This window comes from Brevibacillus brevis, from assembly GCF_900637055.1.
GTDB classification, from domain to species: domain Bacteria; phylum Bacillota; class Bacilli; order Brevibacillales; family Brevibacillaceae; genus Brevibacillus; species Brevibacillus brevis.
The window spans coordinates 4,861,815-4,877,140 of sequence record NZ_LR134338.1 but is presented as its reverse complement, the minus strand read 5'-3'; the positions used below and the strand labels follow the sequence as shown (position 1 = coordinate 4,877,140).

General features: G+C 45.3%; 20 protein-coding genes and 1 pseudogene. 15 read left to right on the top strand and 6 right to left on the bottom strand.

All coding sequences use genetic code 11. The features are described 5' to 3' along the window. The first annotated feature begins 128 nt into the window (after nucleotides 1-128). The 3 genes from EL268_RS23415 to EL268_RS33510 are packed head-to-tail and all read left to right on the top strand — an operon-like array spanning nucleotide 129 to nucleotide 1,628. Nucleotides 129-713: a hypothetical protein gene (locus EL268_RS23415; protein WP_106655652.1), complete on the top strand. Its 585-nt coding sequence runs from the start codon at nucleotides 129-131 to the stop codon at nucleotides 711-713. Between the two features lie 18 nt (nucleotides 714-731). Then, complete coding sequence (locus tag EL268_RS33515; protein ID WP_232030025.1) at nucleotides 732-1,118, top strand: hypothetical protein; 387 nt, start codon at nucleotides 732-734, stop codon at nucleotides 1,116-1,118. 30 nt (nucleotides 1,119-1,148) lie between these two features. Continuing rightward, the gene (locus tag EL268_RS33510) at nucleotides 1,149-1,628 is read left to right on the top strand and encodes a nucleotidyl transferase AbiEii/AbiGii toxin family protein (protein ID WP_331251426.1); all 480 of its coding nucleotides are present in this window, start codon (nucleotides 1,149-1,151) and stop codon (nucleotides 1,626-1,628) included. A gap of 258 nt (nucleotides 1,629-1,886) precedes the next feature. Here EL268_RS33510 and EL268_RS34005 read toward each other — a convergent pair. Beyond that, nucleotides 1,887-2,111: pseudogene (locus EL268_RS34005) on the bottom strand (DUF1259 domain-containing protein); the annotation flags it as partial. 149 nt (nucleotides 2,112-2,260) lie between these two features. On the opposite strand from EL268_RS34005, the gene EL268_RS23400 reads away from it, so the two are divergent. The 9 genes from EL268_RS23400 to EL268_RS23360 all read left to right on the top strand — a co-directional run bounded on the left by EL268_RS23400 (nucleotide 2,261) and on the right by EL268_RS23360 (nucleotide 7,230). Beyond that, nucleotides 2,261-2,539, top strand: coding sequence for a hypothetical protein (locus EL268_RS23400; protein ID WP_106655651.1), 279 nt, complete (start codon nucleotides 2,261-2,263; stop codon nucleotides 2,537-2,539). A 5-nt stretch (nucleotides 2,540-2,544) separates the two neighbouring features. Continuing rightward, nucleotides 2,545-2,961, top strand: coding sequence for a hypothetical protein (locus tag EL268_RS23395; RefSeq protein ID WP_106655650.1), 417 nt, complete (start codon nucleotides 2,545-2,547; stop codon nucleotides 2,959-2,961). Between the two features lie 478 nt (nucleotides 2,962-3,439). Then, complete coding sequence (locus tag EL268_RS23390) at nucleotides 3,440-3,724, top strand: hypothetical protein (protein WP_126435467.1); 285 nt, start codon at nucleotides 3,440-3,442, stop codon at nucleotides 3,722-3,724. 6 nt (nucleotides 3,725-3,730) lie between these two features. Continuing rightward, nucleotides 3,731-4,186, top strand: a complete 456-nt coding sequence (locus EL268_RS23385) for a pentapeptide repeat-containing protein (protein WP_115984463.1) — start codon at nucleotides 3,731-3,733, stop codon at nucleotides 4,184-4,186. Then, nucleotides 4,104-4,331 (top strand): pentapeptide repeat-containing protein, encoded by a 228-nt coding sequence (locus EL268_RS34000; RefSeq protein WP_115984460.1) that lies wholly within the window; start codon nucleotides 4,104-4,106, stop codon nucleotides 4,329-4,331. Before EL268_RS23385 ends, EL268_RS34000 begins: the two co-directional genes overlap by 83 nt. Nucleotides 4,332-4,346: 15 nt before the next feature. Then, entirely contained in the window at nucleotides 4,347-4,730 is a 384-nt protein-coding gene (locus EL268_RS23375) for a hypothetical protein (RefSeq protein WP_232030022.1), read from the top strand. A gap of 443 nt (nucleotides 4,731-5,173) precedes the next feature. After that, nucleotides 5,174-5,626, top strand: a complete 453-nt coding sequence (locus EL268_RS23370) for a Dps family protein (protein WP_007726053.1) — start codon at nucleotides 5,174-5,176, stop codon at nucleotides 5,624-5,626. Nucleotides 5,627-5,817: 191 nt separating this feature from the next. Next, nucleotides 5,818-6,756 carry a type I pantothenate kinase gene (coaA, locus tag EL268_RS23365; protein ID WP_232030020.1) on the top strand — a complete coding sequence of 313 codons (939 nt, stop codon included), beginning with the start codon at nucleotides 5,818-5,820 and terminating at the stop codon, nucleotides 6,754-6,756. A gap of 21 nt (nucleotides 6,757-6,777) precedes the next feature. Next, a complete protein-coding gene (locus tag EL268_RS23360; protein ID WP_106655644.1) occupies nucleotides 6,778-7,230 on the top strand; it encodes a 2-thiouracil desulfurase family protein in 453 nt (150 codons plus the stop codon). A 31-nt stretch (nucleotides 7,231-7,261) separates the two neighbouring features. Here EL268_RS23360 and EL268_RS23355 read toward each other — a convergent pair whose 3' ends face one another. The 3 genes from EL268_RS23355 to EL268_RS23345 form a co-directional block, all read right to left on the bottom strand. Beyond that, nucleotides 7,262-7,792 (bottom strand): hypothetical protein, encoded by a 531-nt coding sequence (locus tag EL268_RS23355; protein WP_126435465.1) that lies wholly within the window; start codon nucleotides 7,790-7,792, stop codon nucleotides 7,262-7,264. Between the two features lie 92 nt (nucleotides 7,793-7,884). Beyond that, a complete protein-coding gene (locus EL268_RS23350; RefSeq protein ID WP_106655642.1) occupies nucleotides 7,885-9,408 on the bottom strand; it encodes a glycine betaine uptake BCCT transporter in 1,524 nt (507 codons plus the stop codon). A 93-nt stretch (nucleotides 9,409-9,501) separates the two neighbouring features. Then, nucleotides 9,502-10,374, bottom strand: coding sequence for a LysR family transcriptional regulator (locus EL268_RS23345; protein ID WP_106655641.1), 873 nt, complete (start codon nucleotides 10,372-10,374; stop codon nucleotides 9,502-9,504). Between the two features lie 168 nt (nucleotides 10,375-10,542). On the opposite strand from EL268_RS23345, the gene EL268_RS23340 reads away from it, so the two are divergent. Beyond that, complete coding sequence (locus EL268_RS23340; protein WP_373863420.1) at nucleotides 10,543-11,823, top strand: NCS2 family permease; 1,281 nt, start codon at nucleotides 10,543-10,545, stop codon at nucleotides 11,821-11,823. 110 nt (nucleotides 11,824-11,933) lie between these two features. Beyond that, entirely contained in the window at nucleotides 11,934-12,341 is a 408-nt protein-coding gene (locus EL268_RS23335) for a VOC family protein (protein WP_106655639.1), read from the top strand. Between the two features lie 39 nt (nucleotides 12,342-12,380). On the opposite strand, the gene EL268_RS23330 is transcribed toward EL268_RS23335, so the two are convergent. After that, nucleotides 12,381-13,460 (bottom strand): hypothetical protein, encoded by a 1,080-nt coding sequence (locus tag EL268_RS23330; protein WP_232030018.1) that lies wholly within the window; start codon nucleotides 13,458-13,460, stop codon nucleotides 12,381-12,383. A 162-nt stretch (nucleotides 13,461-13,622) separates the two neighbouring features. Next, on the bottom strand, nucleotides 13,623-14,579 hold the full coding sequence (locus EL268_RS23325; RefSeq protein ID WP_106655638.1) for a GntR family transcriptional regulator: 957 nt from the start codon (nucleotides 14,577-14,579) through the stop codon (nucleotides 13,623-13,625). A gap of 138 nt (nucleotides 14,580-14,717) precedes the next feature. Between EL268_RS23325 and EL268_RS23320 the strand changes: the two genes are divergently transcribed. After that, entirely contained in the window at nucleotides 14,718-15,245 is a 528-nt protein-coding gene (locus EL268_RS23320; protein WP_106655637.1) for an HPP family protein, read from the top strand. Nucleotides 15,246-15,326 lie beyond the last annotated feature (81 nt).

Genomic DNA, 15,326 nt, shown 5'->3' with positions numbered 1-15,326 from the left:
TTTTCAACATACCTCTACTTTTTTATTTAAACGAAACGGTTAAGAAATAGAAAAGATATGTCGATACAAATAGGAAGAAAAGGAAATAAATTGGTTGTGCAATACAAGGAAAGTCAGGGAGTGAAGCAATGGAATTCGAGTTTCATGTTACCTTCAACGATCTCCAATTTGATGAAAAGGCAGCTTTTATCGATCTGTGCCAAGCGGAACAAGTGAAACCGGTCATGATCGTCTTGGATCAGGGAAATTACATCAATCAACCGATGATAACAGGAGTAATCAAACGACCAGATTTTCCTGAAGCCAATAAAGAGATGGAAAAGATTGCAGCTACGTTTCAAAACAACGGTTTTACCATCGTCCGAAAAAAAGTAGAGATTTCTCCAAAAGAAGAAACGTATTTTCACCAGCCCATCCTAAAAAACTCGAAGCCTTACTTTGAATGGCATGGAAAAGTACAGGTCAATGATGTCGCGGCGTTACGAAATCTATGTGAGGGTCATGGCGGACATATTTCGAGAAACTCTTTGAATGCGAATGGAAAAGTGAGATTTATCACCGTCCGAGAATATGAGAGCCCGAAACAGTTTTACGATCGGGTAGAAAAGATACATACCATTTTGCAAGCAAATCAGATCGAGCTAATCAAAGAACAATATGAACTATGTATTTATGACAGCCGCGAAGAACTGGACAGCGGTTGGATTTCCTAATTTTTAAGATGGAGGATCATGATGATTACATACGATGATGTAGCAGAGTTGGAATATGAGGCGAGAGAGCTCATTGTTTTGGAAGCACTGTTGAGAAGAATTGCTCTTGTGAATTTGCCCTTTGTATTAAAAGGCAGCCTTCTAACCAGACAATATTTGGACAACCGAGAGATTCGGGACGCGGATGATATCGATTTATTGTATGCGGGGAAGATCAGGGACGTCGAACATGCCCATGAAGTATTTACACAATGGATGATTCAAGTAACCGAAATGGATCTGAACGACGGCGTCGTGTTTAGAAGTTTTCGAGAGAATGCCTTTTGGAGATATATCGATTACGCAATGGCAGATGATTTTCCGACGATCAATACGGATATTGCCTATTATTTCAAGGGTCAATAAAGGGAAGCAGATAACTATAACGAGCTTAATCTGGATATTTCGTTTAACTTGGAAATGGAAGCAGACCCGGTTCCGCTACAGTACCAACCTGTCTTTGGGGAAAGCTTTCTTGTTCCGTACACAGTACCCCTGTCCATCCAGGTTGCTTGGAAGCTTCATCAAACGATTGTCAGGCCGAGGTTTAAAGACTTGTACGATTTGAAATTTTTACTCTCTCACCCGTCCTATGACAACGATGCGCTCAAGGAAACATTACAGGCGCTCGTGAACGAATGCAGTATTGATCCAGCTATTAAAAAAGCGGATATGAAAAAAGTGCTCGTCGATGATTTACATCACATATACGATTCATTATCCTACGATTACGACTTGAGAAAGTATGCGGGCAGCATGGATCGTGGCTTTTATTTTACGCAGTTTGTCAGTGATTTGCGTAAAAAGATGGATTTTGCCGGGATTAATGGGTATGCGTTTGAAAGTTTGCCGAGTCCAACACAGAAAAAATTGTAACAGGATGGTTTGTAAAGTAGGCTTATTCCGTCTTTCAAGTTAGAAGGAATGAGCTTTTTTAAATATCCTGGAGGTGTGCGGATGAATTTTTTCTTGAAACCAAGCACGATCATATTCTGCCTAGTTTTGTTAATAGGAATTCTGAACATAATGCCTTCTCAGAATACTAGTCTATGGTTACAAATTTTGATTCTGATAGTTTCTGCTTTCTTCATTGCATTAATCGTCGAATGGATTTTAAGTTTGATAAAATTTCCCGAACACTAGACGCGGGTTGTCAAAGAGCCAGTGATTATGGACTGCTGTTACCTTTATCCCGTTTTTGCGAAGGTTTGACAGCAAACGGTTTACTTGGTTTTGGAAGAGAGCCGTTTCCCCTAAACATAGTGCACGTCCCGAACTGTTCAAGGATTCGAATGAGAACAATTGATAGCGGACCAATGGGGATCTGGTTCTTCTGCCTAATATGGGGTCAAAAGTATTTTTACGGTCATACACTGTAATTTTGATGGTTGGCCTTGGAGAGGGAAATGGAAATGTTATTACATTCAGATGACTTATTTCAAACAGAACACGTACCCGTACAGGATTTAGTGAACGTTTGTTATTTAATAGGCTCATTATAAGATGCAGTGAAGTATATAAGCACAGGGATTGGCTTTGTCACAGATATGGGAGGCTTTACATTTTGGAGTGACCTAGATGGATTTGATCAGTCTTTTTATGAAGAGGAATTTATCGGTATTGAGGTAGAATTTGGGAGCGAGACAATCATCGTTGCTTACGAAATTGTTTATGATTATTTCAGGATAGCAGCGAAGAGATATGTAGAAAAAAGACCGCGTGACAGGAAAGAGCTAGAACTGTATTTGGAAGAGATGAGAAAAAACCTGAATATTGAATTGAGGTGACCAGCATGTACAAAGAATTAGATGTTTTCATAACAGGCTGCCAAAATACCGTTGATTATTGGTATGACGTTGGTTGCATAATAGCGTCTGACATGCTAACGAAGTTCAGCAAAAAGGATTGGGAAGACCTGTCCAGTCATGTGCTGATGAAACCGTTAGAATGGCAGCGAAAAATCGCATACTGTATGGACAGTTCCTGTAACGAGCATGAACTGAACATTCTACTATCGTTGCTGGATACGGATGATGAGGAACTTTTCGTGATCTGTGTAGATACGTTGAGAAGCTATACGACTCTAGAAGGGAAACAAATGATACGTGACAATCCTGCCATGCTCGTTCGCGTAAATGAATTGCTTCCCAGAGCTGGTGTTGCGACTAGGGGAGTATTAGAGGATTTTCTTGTGAAAATACATGGCTGAGTTAGCTTCATTACTTGATCTGCTAAATTACGGAGAGCTGTATTACATCACTACAGTAAATACGTAAGTGAGCCCATTGATCGAGAAATATATAAAAGCAGCGAAGACAGTCCCAAGCTACAATTGCTGAATTATGAAAATGTATTTCAAGATTACCTCGTCTTCAACACACTTGGCTTGAGTCATTATGAAGACAGGCTAAAGGATCTTGTAGAAGTCTCAATGGTTGTGGATGCAGTCTTTGGCAGTATCGGGAATATTCTTGCCAATGCTTTATTTCTACGTTGAAAAATATCAAAAACATGCTATTTACTTTTCGGAGTTTCCCTGTTGAATACAGCCATGTCTGTATGGAAAGTGAAAAGAAGGGAGGAAAGATTCTGCTAGCATTCTTTATCTTGCAAGCGGAATACGAATGGATATGAATTTTTTCGAGCTTCAATTTTTGATAGTAGACAGCTTCTATAACGAGGTATGCGTGAATGGACGTACTTACGGACAAGCTGCGGGTATTTGTCATCTCGCTTTCGATGAATACATCTATTCCGATACGATTCTGAGTATCGTAGCTGTATCATTACTAACTAAATTGATGGTAAGGCATGACGTACCACTATCCGAAAGTGATCGAGAGGATATGCTAAGGGTCTTACGTTTGGCGAAAGAGATTGATTATCGGTTAATGTTGTCAGAGGATGAAACGGAATATGTAGAAGAGTACCTTTCGCTCGTTCGTCAGAAATACGAGGAAAAAAAGGACTGACGAAAGATGATAACCCAAAAAGAAATCAATCAGATGCTTGATAAGCATGAATTATGGCTTAGTGGGGAGAAAACGAAGGGTGTACAACTATTTGTTGAGGATGGCGTTTTCTCAGAATTAAACGTAGCTGATAGGCACGTAATCGATGTCATGTTGGCAGGTTCAAAAATAAAGAAATGTACATTAGCTAATACTGACTTTTATTATTCCAACCTTGCGTCAGTCATTTTTTTAGAAGTGAAAATGAGTGGAGTTATTCTGACAAAATCAAATCTGGATTACTCCATAGTAAAAAATTGTGATGTGACTTCTTCGAAAATAATAAGAGCGACCTTTTGTGAAGCAGAAGTGGAAGGAGTTGATTTTTTCCAATTCAGGTATGATAAAGGTAAGCTTTATGGATGCAACTCTGAAAAATGTAAAGTTTATCAATTGCGATTTAACGTGGGCTTCTTTTCGTAATGCTAGCCTGCAAAATGTTGATTTTACCAGTGCAGACCTTTCTAATGCAGATTTTACAAACGCTAAGATTAAAAATGTAGATTACACCAGGGTGATTTACAATGATAAAACTAAATGGCCTGAGGGCAGCCAAAGGAGTACTTAGAAGGTGGTACAACGCTTGAAAAAGATAAATAATGACTGGAAGCATCATTTCATCAGAGGCGTTTTCATCAATCAATCAAGAATATTGAAAAGCATAACTATCATTCTTACAAGAAAAGGCGTTGTATTTGATGAGGTTTGCATGATTGCGACATACGGTAATTTCGACAGCGACGATCCTGAGCGATGTGCGATTGACGAAGTTGTCCTGAGTATGGGATTTCACGGGTTTCCAGAGGAAGTAGCCTATGTAACGTATGGCGAGTACTTGAACTTAATCGAATGTGGCTTGGAAGAAGCCATGGACAGGTACGAGGAAGCTGCGAAGGAAGAAATTTTACAGGCACTAGCAAAAGCAAGAAATGAGTTGAGGAGTAATGGGAGTGTGGGTCAGTTATGAAACTGATCCTCAGGAATGGAGAGTAAGCTATGCTTTTTTTACTTCGGGTACAACTGTGATTTTACTCAAATTAAGTGGGACGGAGAAATTTCCAGTTTCACCGGTTAGGTTTACCTTAGCAGTATAGGAATTTAACGATTTCATAGAAAGGCTAACCGTCATGAAAGTCGATCAAATAAACGATTTTTACTACGTCATATTTGATAGAGAACCTGAAATTCATTTACTTTTTGAAGATACCGACGGATGCCGAATAATGAAAATAATGATTTTTTGCAATGCAATGTTGAAGAAAAAATCGCTTCTGACAAACGTGCATTGTACCAAGCAGGATAGAAGGTTCGTCAAAACGATGATGAACTAGACGGCGTCTGGAATAGAAAAAACCCATTCACCACATACTACAAACGCTATATCTATACCATGAGAGGTGGAGCGTCCGGATGAGTATGACAATGAGTCGGCCCGTGACCGACGTACTTAATAAACAGGTTGCCAACTGGTCTGTACTGTATATGAAGCTGCATCATTATCACTGGTTTGTCAAAGGCCCGAACTTCTTTACTCTGCATGAAAAATTCGAGGAGCTATACAACGAGGCAGCCAAAAATGTGGATGAGCTGGCAGAACGGCTGTTAACGGTTGGGGGCAAGCCTGTTTCGACATTGAAGGCTTGTATGGAGCAGGCTTCCATTAAGGAAGCGACAGGTGGAGAGTCTGCGGATCAGATGGTAGAGGCAGTCGTGAGCGATTTTACACTCCTGATCAAGGAGCTCAAAGAAGGTATTACAGCCGCGGAAGCAGGGGACGATGAAGCGACTGGCGATATGTTCTTAGGGATCATGGACAGCTTGCAAAAGCATGTGTGGATGCTGCAAGCTCACCTGGGAAAATAAAAAGAAATTCTTTTGCAAGCATAGCTGATGCCATGGGGTATCGGCTTTTTTCCTATGTGCTTATGAAGGCAAAGTGCAGGGCTGGCTGATTTGGGACAACGCCCATGTTCCCAAGAAAGACATGCTGGTGTAAACTAACTTTGTGTTGAATTAAAGAAAGCACTTTCATGATGGAAAGGATGTACATTCCCATGGCATCACCCTATGTTACATTTAATCGCGAGCAGTGGAGTGCTCTGAGGGCTTCCACGCCGTTGACCATATCTGATAACGAGCTTTCCCTTTTGCAGGGCTTGAACGAGAAAATGTCCATGACGGAAGTCTCCGACATTTACCTACCGTTGTCCCGTCTGCTGAATTTGTATGTCGGGGGCACGCAGGAGCTATACCAGGCGACTCACACTTTTTTAGGGAACCAGGATGGCAAGGTCCCATTCATTATCGGTATCGCAGGCAGTGTGGCTGTAGGCAAAAGCACAACGGCTCGCATTTTGCAGACGCTGTTGTCCCGCTGGCCGAATCATCCGAAGGTCGATTTGGTAACGACCGATGGATTCCTGTATCCGAACAAGGTTCTAGAAGACAGAGGAATCATGAAGCGCAAGGGATTCCCGGAGAGCTATGATTTGCGCCGTTTTATCCATTTTTTATCCGATGTAAAATCGGGTTTGCCTGAAGTCAAAGCGCCAGTCTATTCTCACCTTGTGTATGACATTGTGCCAGATGAATGGCAGACCGTCAGACAGCCTGACATTTTGATTGTCGAAGGCTTGAATGTGCTGCAACCGCCTAGAGGGGACGAAAACGATGCTCGTATCTCCGAGGTCATTGTTTCCGATTTCTTTGATTTCACAATCTACGTGCACGCGGAAGAGAAGCACATCCTGCAATGGTATGTAGAGCGGTTCAAGCTGCTGCGCCAGACCGCGTTTTCCGATCCATCCTCGTATTTCAAGCGTTACGCGAGTCTGTCTGACGAGGAGGCGACTGAGGTAGCTACCGGCATTTGGACGGAAATCAACGGAGCCAACCTTCGCCAAAATATTTTGCCGACGCGTGTTCGCGCTCAATTGATTTTGGACAAAGGTCAGGATCATATGGTGCAAAGCGTGAAGCTGCGTAAACTATAAAAAAGGTGGGAGACGGTTGTCATGAAAGTGATCAGTGCCTGTTTGATCGGCTGTGAATGCCGTTACGATCAGAAGTCATGCTTGGACCAAGAACTAGAGCAATTGCTCCGGGAAGGAAAGGCTATCCCCGTCTGTCCTGAGCAGCTGGGAGGCTTGCCAACACCACGACCGCCAGCAGAAATCATCGGGGGGACGGGAGAAGATGTTCTGGATGGCAAAGCACGCATCATAGACAACACAGGCCGAGACGTCACCGAAGAATTTTTGATGGGGGCGAACCAAGCGCTGAAGCTGGCGAAAACGGTTGGAGCCACATCCGCCATCTTAAAAGAGAACAGCCCGTCCTGTGGAAGCTCCTTTGTATACGATGGCAGCTTTTCCGGGAAAAAGGTGCCGGGTGTCGGTCTGACGGCGGCGCTGTTTCGCCGAAACGGGATTGAGGTAACATCTGAGGCGAAAGCATCCAAAGAATAACAAAGGGGGACGCGATGAATAGCGTCCCTTTTTACAATCTGCTCATATAATAAGCGGTCTCTTCAAGCAACTCCTGTATTTTGAACCAAGAACGCCAGAGAGAAAAACTGAAGAAAACACATGCAACAAAGGCGAAAATAGGAAGGCCACTATCACGAATAAGATTTCGCAGTATGAACCAAACGGCCAGTGTGTACGACAAGAGTAGGGAATAAAAGATGACATTGCGCTCTTCCCGAATGAGCAGATCGATTTTATTCTCCAGTAATGAAAACTCCAGTTGGTTGTCTTTGTGCATTTGGTGGCCATCTACTCGAGCGTCTGGGGTTACAAAGCTGTACAGCTCTATTTCTTCCCCGTCTGGCTCCTTGAGAAATTCCACTTGAAACATCACACCTGTAAAAATCGATTGTTTCATGTACAGATTGTCAGTATAGAGGCGATTTTGATTTTCCCATACTTGCCAGATCATAAACGAGGCAATGAACAGGATGAAGACAGTCGTCAATTTCCCGTACGGTATCGGTACAGTCTTTTTTCGAAAAGAACGATCTAACTCCATTTCATCAGATCCTTTGAAATTTTTACCATATGATACCATATAATAAGACCCTTCACGAAGCAGAATGCCTCATGGAAGGGTCTTCCTGCTTTTTACAGCTCCTTCAACAACCTCTCCAGCTTCTTTTGCTGATCCTTTCGTTTCTTTTTCGCGATCCGGTCTTCTTCCTGCAGTGCCATGACGAGGGAGAAGCACATCAGAACCATGATGACGGTAAAAGGCAGCGCAGCCACAATGGAGGCTGTCTGCAGGCCTTCCAAGCCGCCGCTTAACAAAAGAACGATCGCGATAGCGGATTGAAGGACGCCCCAGGTGATTTTTACCCGATTCGACGGGTCCAGGTTGCCATCAGAAGACAGCATGCCGAGCACGAAAATAGCTGAATCCGCCGACGTGATAAAAAACGTGATGATCAACAGAATCGCAACGACAGCCAGAATGTATCCCATGGGCAACTGCTCCAGTGCGAGGAACAACGCAGTCGAGATGTCACGTTGCACGGCTGCCCCTATAGGCGCTTGATCAAAAATCTCGAGGTGAAGTGCAGTCCCGCCAAACACCGAAAACCAAATGAAGCTCAACAAACTCGGAACGAGCATCACACAAATGACGAATTCCTTGATCGTGCGACCTTTGGAGACGCGTGCGATAAACATGCCGACGAACGGCGCCCAGGCAATCCACCACGACCAGTAAAATAACGTCCAGTTGGCTACCCATGTCCCTTGTGTAAACGGGGTCAGCCGCAAGCTCATCGAGATGAGATTGTTCAAATAGCTGCCTAGCGTGCTGGTAAAGGCGTCAAAAATAAACGAGGTTGGTCCCAATACGAGCGTCAGCAGGAGGAGCAGCAATGCCAAGACCAGATTCGTATTGCTCAAATACTTGATTCCCCGATCCAGCCCTGTCGTAGCCGAGAGCAGAAATAGTACCGTAATAATGGAAATGATCACGATTTGCACGGTGGTGCTGGACGGCAGTCCAAAGAGGTGAGACAAGCCCCCGTTTATTTGCAGAGTTCCGAGACCAAGTGAGGTTGCGACACCGAATGCCGTAGCGATGACAGCCAGTACATCGATCCCTTTTCCAAGCGGTCCGTGTATGCGCTCACCGAGCAACGGGCCAAAAGTGGAGGAAATCAAGCCCTTTGCCCCTTTGCGAAACTGAAAATAGGCAAGAGCGAGAGCAATGAGAGCATAGATCCCCCAAGGATGCAGACCCCAGTGAAAAAATGCATAGCGCAGAGCAGTTTGTGCAGCTTCGGTCGTTTGTCCGGTCACACCTGCTGGCGGAGAGAAGTAATGGGAGACGGGCTCCGCTACTCCCCAAAAGACAAGCCCAATCCCCATCCCCGCAGAAAACAGCATGGCAAACCACGTAGGCAGCGAATATTCCGGCTCGTCATCGTCGCTCCCTAAAGGAATTTGTCCGTATCGGCTAAAGGCAAGGAAGATGCAAAAGATCAGAAAACCGAAAGTCACAATTAAATAAAACCAGCCAAAATTCGTTGTGGTCACTTTCAGTACATGGGAAGCCGCAGAGGCGAAAAGCTCGGGAGAAATCACCCCGAACAGCACAATGACAAAGACAATGGTCAAGGATATCAGGAACGTCATGGTTATCCTCCCGGGAATCTACAAGAAATGGTAATAGTTTATCATCCCGCGGGATTTCCAAGATTATTCCGGATGTAACCCCCCTGAATGGACTTACGATGAAAACGTCTCGATAAACCGATTTGCTGCTTTGGACAGATGGCGTCCAGACTGCCAAACGACAGCAGCGGAAGAATAAATGGAAGTTCCGGAGAGTCGAATCCCGCGAATTTGTTCGCTCTGATGGGTTTCCCATGCCGAGATGGGGACGATGGAGGAACCGACCGAGGAGGCGACCATGCTGACAATAAGAGAGATGTCTGGGCACTCGCAGATGACGTGCGGTTCCACTCCTAGACGGGAGAATTCCTTGATAATCAAATCGTAGATGCCCAATCCTGGCGTACTCGGCATGATGAGCGGTAACTCGGCGATCTCGCGCATTTCAATTTCTTTGCGATCGGCATAGGGGGAGGTGGCAGGAACGATGAGCACAAAATCCTCTTCCTCCAACGGAATCATAGTGCAGTTGTTCAACGAGTGGGGAAGGCGCACGATTGCGACTTCTATGGTTCTGCGCTCCAGCCACTGATTGAGGAGCTGTGTGTCGCCTTTCCAGATTTTATACGTAATGAGCGGATATTTTTGCTGAAACACACGAATTTGTTCTGGCAGACGATAGGCTGACAGTGCACTGACACCGATAGAAAGCGTTCCACGAATGCCTTCGCCTGTTTCTTTGACCTCGGAGAGAGCTTCCTCCATTTGATGAACGATATTGAGCGCCTGTTTATAGAGGGTCAGGCCTGCTTCCGTCAGGACCATTTGTTTTCCCGAGCGCTCTACGAGCATGACCCCAAGTTCCTCTTCCATTTGCTTCAGCTGCTGACTCAAAGGCGGCTGGGCCATGTTCAGTCTTTTAGCCGCTCCCGTTATCTGACCTTCTTCTGCTATGGCGATAAAGTAACGCAGTTGCCGAATATCCACACACAATGCCTTCTTTCCTTGCGAGAATGGTTCCATATGAAAACGATATGAAAATTAGATTTTATGGATATTTTTCATATTGATGAAGCTATGATAGCATGTTTCCTGTGAATCTTCACTTCATGGAAAAGACATAAAGGAAAGAAGGGGAAATCCGTGCGTACGTGGATGGAAAAGCTATTTCACTTGCGCGCTTACGACACGACGTTTCAAAGGGAACTCATCGCCGGATTCATTGGCTTTGTCACCATTGTCTACATTGTTGCCGTAAACGCTTCGATTTTAAATGATGCTGGAATACCGATGGAAGCAGGCATTCTGGCGACTGTATTGACGGCATTTATCGGGTCGCTTCTCATGGCCTTTTGGGCAAATGCTCCTATTATTCTGGTTCCCGGCATGGGGATCAATGCTCTATTTACGTACACGTTATGCCAATCGATGGGCCTCACTTGGCAGGAAGCATTGGCTGCTGTTTTTGTTTCGGGTCTGATCTTTACTGTAATTGCCTTTACCAGGGCTGCGACGATATTGTCCAATGCGATTCCCTCTTCGCTAAAAGAGGCGATTACCGTAGGGATTGGGTTGTTCTTGACCTTCATCGGTCTGCAAAAAGGCGGACTGATCGTCATGAATCCGTCTACATTTGTCGCGCTGGGTGACTTGTCCTGCCCGCATGTGATCGTCACGCTGATTACGTTGATTGTTACGTTGATTTTGTTTGTTCGCAATGTGCCGGGCAACTTCTTGATCGGAATTGCGGTTGGTACAGGACTTGGCTTTTTGTTCGGGATTGTCGAGACGGGTGGAGGAGGATCGTTTTCGTTTGCGGATTACGGAAGCGTATTTGCGGGTCTTTCCTTTTCTGCCATTTGGGCTTTGCCATTTTGGATCGCGACCTTCTCATTAGCGATGGTCATCGTCTTTGAAAATATTGGCTTGATTCATGGGCATACCTCGATGATTGGACAGCCGCAGAAGTTCGGCCGCTCGCTGCAAGCGAATGCGTTGTCGGCTGCCATCTCTGGCATTTTGGGAACCAGTCCGACCGTTTCGACGGTGGAGACCGCGGCAGGAATCGCAGCAGGGGGAAGGACAGGACTTACTTCGCTTGTAACAGGTACCTTGTTCCTGCTCTCGCTTGGTTTGCTTCCTGTCATCAAAATGATTCCGGATGGAGCCATTGCTCCAGTGCTCATCATCATTGGCGCACTGATGCTGCAAAACGTACAGAATATCAATTTGAAGGACTTCTCGGAAGGTTTTCCTGCCTTTTTGATCATCGTGATTATCCCGCTGTCTTACAGCATTGTAGATGGAATTGCGTTTGGCTTCGTGGCGTATCCGCTCATGAAGCTCGCATTGGGCAAGCGTCGCGAAGTGCCTGCGCTGATGTACGTCATTGCAGGATTGTTTTTGCTGAATCTGATGCTACCGATATTCGCATAGAGAGTGGCTACCCTCGACTTCGGTCGGGGGTTTTTTTGTTCCGTTCTCTAGAAAGTGGCGCAAGGATTGTGAAATAATGGATGAAAAGTCGAAGGACGGGAGGATTTTATATGATCCATGAGATGACGTTTCAATTGCGTACTTCTGATTTCTCCAAAGGACAAGCCTGGTACCAGAGCTTTTTGCAAAGAGAGCCGGATTTTGTTCCGCATGAAGGATTTGCTGAATGGGAAGTCCTGCCCGGATGCTGGCTCCAGCTGGCAGAAGGGACTCCTGCGGAAGGAAGCGGTCCCGTACGCTTTGCCGTTGTCGATATCGAGACGGAAAGAGAAAGACTGATCAACGAACTGCAAATTGAACCGTTTGAAATTTTCCAACGGGAAGAGGTACCGGTCAAATGGGGGACGTTTGCCGATCCATGGGGGAATCGTCTTGGATTGTTCGAGTACCTGGATGCGGCTGAAAAAGCGGAGAAGCAAAGAAGACTTGCGAAGCTGGAAAAAGCCCCTAGCCTATGAGAGAGGCAAAGGGACTTTTCGTGGAGAGATGCGGATTGATTATCGTTTTACCAGCGTAAACGCTTGTTTTACTTGGTCCAGCGACATCATCAGAGGGATGAATTTTTTCCCTTCTTTGCTTGCTGGGTCAAATACTGTGTCTTGTGGCAAGCTTGCTACATAAACCGTGTTGGTTGCTTGGTTACGTGCAATTTCGACGCCGACTGGCGGCTCGTCCGGGTTGTTCAGTTTTTTCCAGTCATTCAGGTCAAACGCGGTGATAACCACAACAGGTGTACGATCTTCTGCTTTGTCTGCATTGAAGATGAAGCTAGTTACACTCTTTGCTTCTGGCAAGTATTCGTCTGCATTTGGGCCAGTTTTTTCCTCAACAAGGATGTTGCCGTTCCAAGATTTTGGACCTTTAAAAGCAAAGGCAGAGTCTTGGCTTTTGAAAGTATCATGATAGACTTCGAGTGGTTTTACAGCTGGTTCGAAGTTGGCACTCATCAATTCCCATTTGGTTTGGTTCCACTTCCATTTGGATTTGAGGTAGCCGCGAACATCTGCATTGTAATCACCAGTCAGACGCTCTGTACCTTCCAGCACGTAGAGACCATTTTTGTTTAGATCGATTGGTTTCAGCTCCACGAAGTCCGCTCCGACTACACCTGCTTTGTTTTTATCCAGACCTGGCAGGCTGAGCTCTTTCGCTTTTCCATCTTTAATGATGTAGATGTGATTGGTTGTGTAGCCGCCGCTTCCGCCAGTGCTTGCAGTAACCATGATCTCGCCTTTTTTATCGTAAGTGAAATCTTGTACGGAGAGCTTCGGCTCGTAGCCGTTGTCCTTCACGTCGATGTTAAAAGATTTCTTCGTTTTGCCATCTGTTACTTTGATAGTGAGGTCCTTAACGTATGGGCTGTTTTTCTCTTTTTTTCCGTACAGAACGACTGTGTCTGCGGTTTTGTCACCCGTTACGTCTGCTGTTTTTTTCGTAATCTCTTGCAAGCCTTTTGTTGTAGGAGTTGTGTTGCTTGCATCTGCTGTAATGGCATAACCTCCAGTGAAAAGTACGGAAGTAAGCACAGTTCCTGTTACGAGTTTGTTCAAGTGTTTCAAGTGTTTCATGTGTTTCATGTGATGAATCTCCTCCCCAGTCTTGCTGACTGATCATGATGTAAATGTGTAGTGTGCTGTATCTTGTGCTTGTCCTTGCTACACGTTCATTATGTACGATAGTGTGGAGGCGTTGGTTACAGACTATCGACATAAATCCTACAAAATGGTAACAGGTAAATGTTAGGGTGCTTGGAGGTTGCTCGCTTCTTTTAGCAAGGCCTCGCTGCTTTGCTCCAACAGCATGGGATAGAGCCGTGTTTTGTCTGGAGCCAACGCGAGGAGCTGATCATATACCGCAGCGGAGGCATAGAGCAAGTCAGAATCGTGGATAATCTGATGCAAGGACCGTTCATCAGTGAATCCTGCGGTCATGTGTTGAATCTGTTCGATACCTGCCTCTTGGACACGGCCCGCCATCCATTCCCCGCCTTTCTTTCCGAGACAAACAAATCCAACTGCACGGCCTGCCTCCAGGCGAGCAATCTCCAGAAGCGTGCTTGTCTGGGCATTTGCTCCAATGATGAGGACTGGCTTGTGATAACGAGCAGCTAATTCTTTTACTTCATCTGCATGATTGACGGTGGTGACAATTTGGTCTGCATCTTGTAAGGCGGAGAGGACATCTGAATGGTTTTCAAGATAGGCAACCTGAATGGGCTGACCGATGATCTCTTCTATTTTCCTGCGATAAAAAGGATGATCATGCTCGTGACATTCCACCAAGAGCCATCGGGCTTCTTTTTTGGACCGGGAAAGAAACAAATGTCCGTAAGCAATGGAAGCGAGCATCAGCTCATCTAGCGAAAACGGAAGCTGCTGTGCTTCGGTCATGATTGTTTTGGCGTGATCATAAAGCGATTGCTGGCGCATGCGAAAGGCTGTAATCGCAGGTTTGTCAGCGATAGAAGTACCGCGACCCTTTTGCATATGGACGAGACCTTCATCGCGTAGCTGCGTGTATACAGCATTGATGGTGTTGCGGTTGACTTGCAGCTGATCGGCTAATTGGGCAGCAGGTGGAAGCATTTCGCCCGGTTGAAGGTGGCCGAGGCCAATGAGAAGCTTCAATTGTTCTTTGATTTGCACATGGATCGGGATTGGAAAGTCCGCGTTTAGCCGCACAAGTGATTGAGCCATGATTTATCGCCTCACAGTTTGGTGTTTGGTTTTATTTTACTAAATATCTAGATAACTAGCTATTATTTATGTTTTTGTAAGATAGCTAACAGAAAGCAGAGTGGTCACTTGCTACGATGGGAGCAGGAGGTGGCTATGATGAGCGAAGGATGGAGTGTTAAGGGATTTGTAGCCAAAATGAGGGGGAGAAGCAGAACGCCCTTGAAAATATCTGGCTCGGTTGCTTTGATTGGAGGTCTTGGCGGATTAGTGACGATAGGGGTACTGGGCATGCTGACGGAATTAACCACCGCTGTCTGGTTGATGGCTTCATTTGGAGCAAGCTGTGTGCTTGCTTTTGTGGCCTGGGATTCGCCATTATCTCAGCCGCGTAATATCATTGGGGGGCATTTTTTCACCAGCTTGGTCGGTGTGCTGCTCTATCAAATAGGCGGATCGCAGCTGTGGGTCGTAGCAGCTAGTGTCGGTCTTGCAATTGTCGTCATGCATGTGACGAAAACGACGCATCCTCCTGCAGGTGCCAATCCGATCGTCATTGTCATGGACGGCAGGGGGTGGGAGTTTTTATTGTCTCCGGTACTCATAGGTGCAGTAGTGGTTGTGCTGATTGCTTTGTTCGTCAATAACATGCATAAGAAACGTGCGTACCCTGTGTTTTGGGTATAGCAGTATCATGTAAGGAGTGGCCGCCTTTTATTAGGTGGTCATTTTTTCATTTAGATGGAAGTGTGTAGGGTGATTGACAAA

Bases quoted from the DNA above. Each gene is read 5' to 3' on its own strand.
- EL268_RS23415 (WP_106655652.1), top strand. From the start codon at position 129: ATGGAATTCGAGTTTCATGTTACCTTCAACGATCTCCAATTTGATGAA.
- EL268_RS33515 (WP_232030025.1), top strand. From the start codon at position 732: ATGATGATTACATACGATGATGTAGCAGAGTTGGAATATGAGGCGAGA.
- EL268_RS23395 (WP_106655650.1), top strand. From the start codon at position 2,545: ATGTACAAAGAATTAGATGTTTTCATAACAGGCTGCCAAAATACCGTT.
- EL268_RS23385 (WP_115984463.1), top strand. From the start codon at position 3,731: ATGATAACCCAAAAAGAAATCAATCAGATGCTTGATAAGCATGAATTA.
- EL268_RS34000 (WP_115984460.1), top strand. From the start codon at position 4,104: ATGATAAAGGTAAGCTTTATGGATGCAACTCTGAAAAATGTAAAGTTT.
- EL268_RS23370 (WP_007726053.1), top strand. From the start codon at position 5,174: ATGAGTATGACAATGAGTCGGCCCGTGACCGACGTACTTAATAAACAG.
- coaA (WP_232030020.1), top strand. From the start codon at position 5,818: ATGGCATCACCCTATGTTACATTTAATCGCGAGCAGTGGAGTGCTCTG.
- EL268_RS23360 (WP_106655644.1), top strand. From the start codon at position 6,778: ATGAAAGTGATCAGTGCCTGTTTGATCGGCTGTGAATGCCGTTACGAT.
- EL268_RS23355 (WP_126435465.1), bottom strand. From the start codon at position 7,792: ATGGAGTTAGATCGTTCTTTTCGAAAAAAGACTGTACCGATACCGTAC.
- EL268_RS23350 (WP_106655642.1), bottom strand. From the start codon at position 9,408: ATGACGTTCCTGATATCCTTGACCATTGTCTTTGTCATTGTGCTGTTC.
- EL268_RS23340 (WP_373863420.1), top strand. From the start codon at position 10,543: ATGGAAAAGCTATTTCACTTGCGCGCTTACGACACGACGTTTCAAAGG.
- EL268_RS23335 (WP_106655639.1), top strand. From the start codon at position 11,934: ATGATCCATGAGATGACGTTTCAATTGCGTACTTCTGATTTCTCCAAA.
- EL268_RS23330 (WP_232030018.1), bottom strand. From the start codon at position 13,460: ATGAAACACATGAAACACTTGAAACACTTGAACAAACTCGTAACAGGA.
- EL268_RS23325 (WP_106655638.1), bottom strand. From the start codon at position 14,579: ATGGCTCAATCACTTGTGCGGCTAAACGCGGACTTTCCAATCCCGATC.
- EL268_RS23320 (WP_106655637.1), top strand. From the start codon at position 14,718: ATGAGCGAAGGATGGAGTGTTAAGGGATTTGTAGCCAAAATGAGGGGG.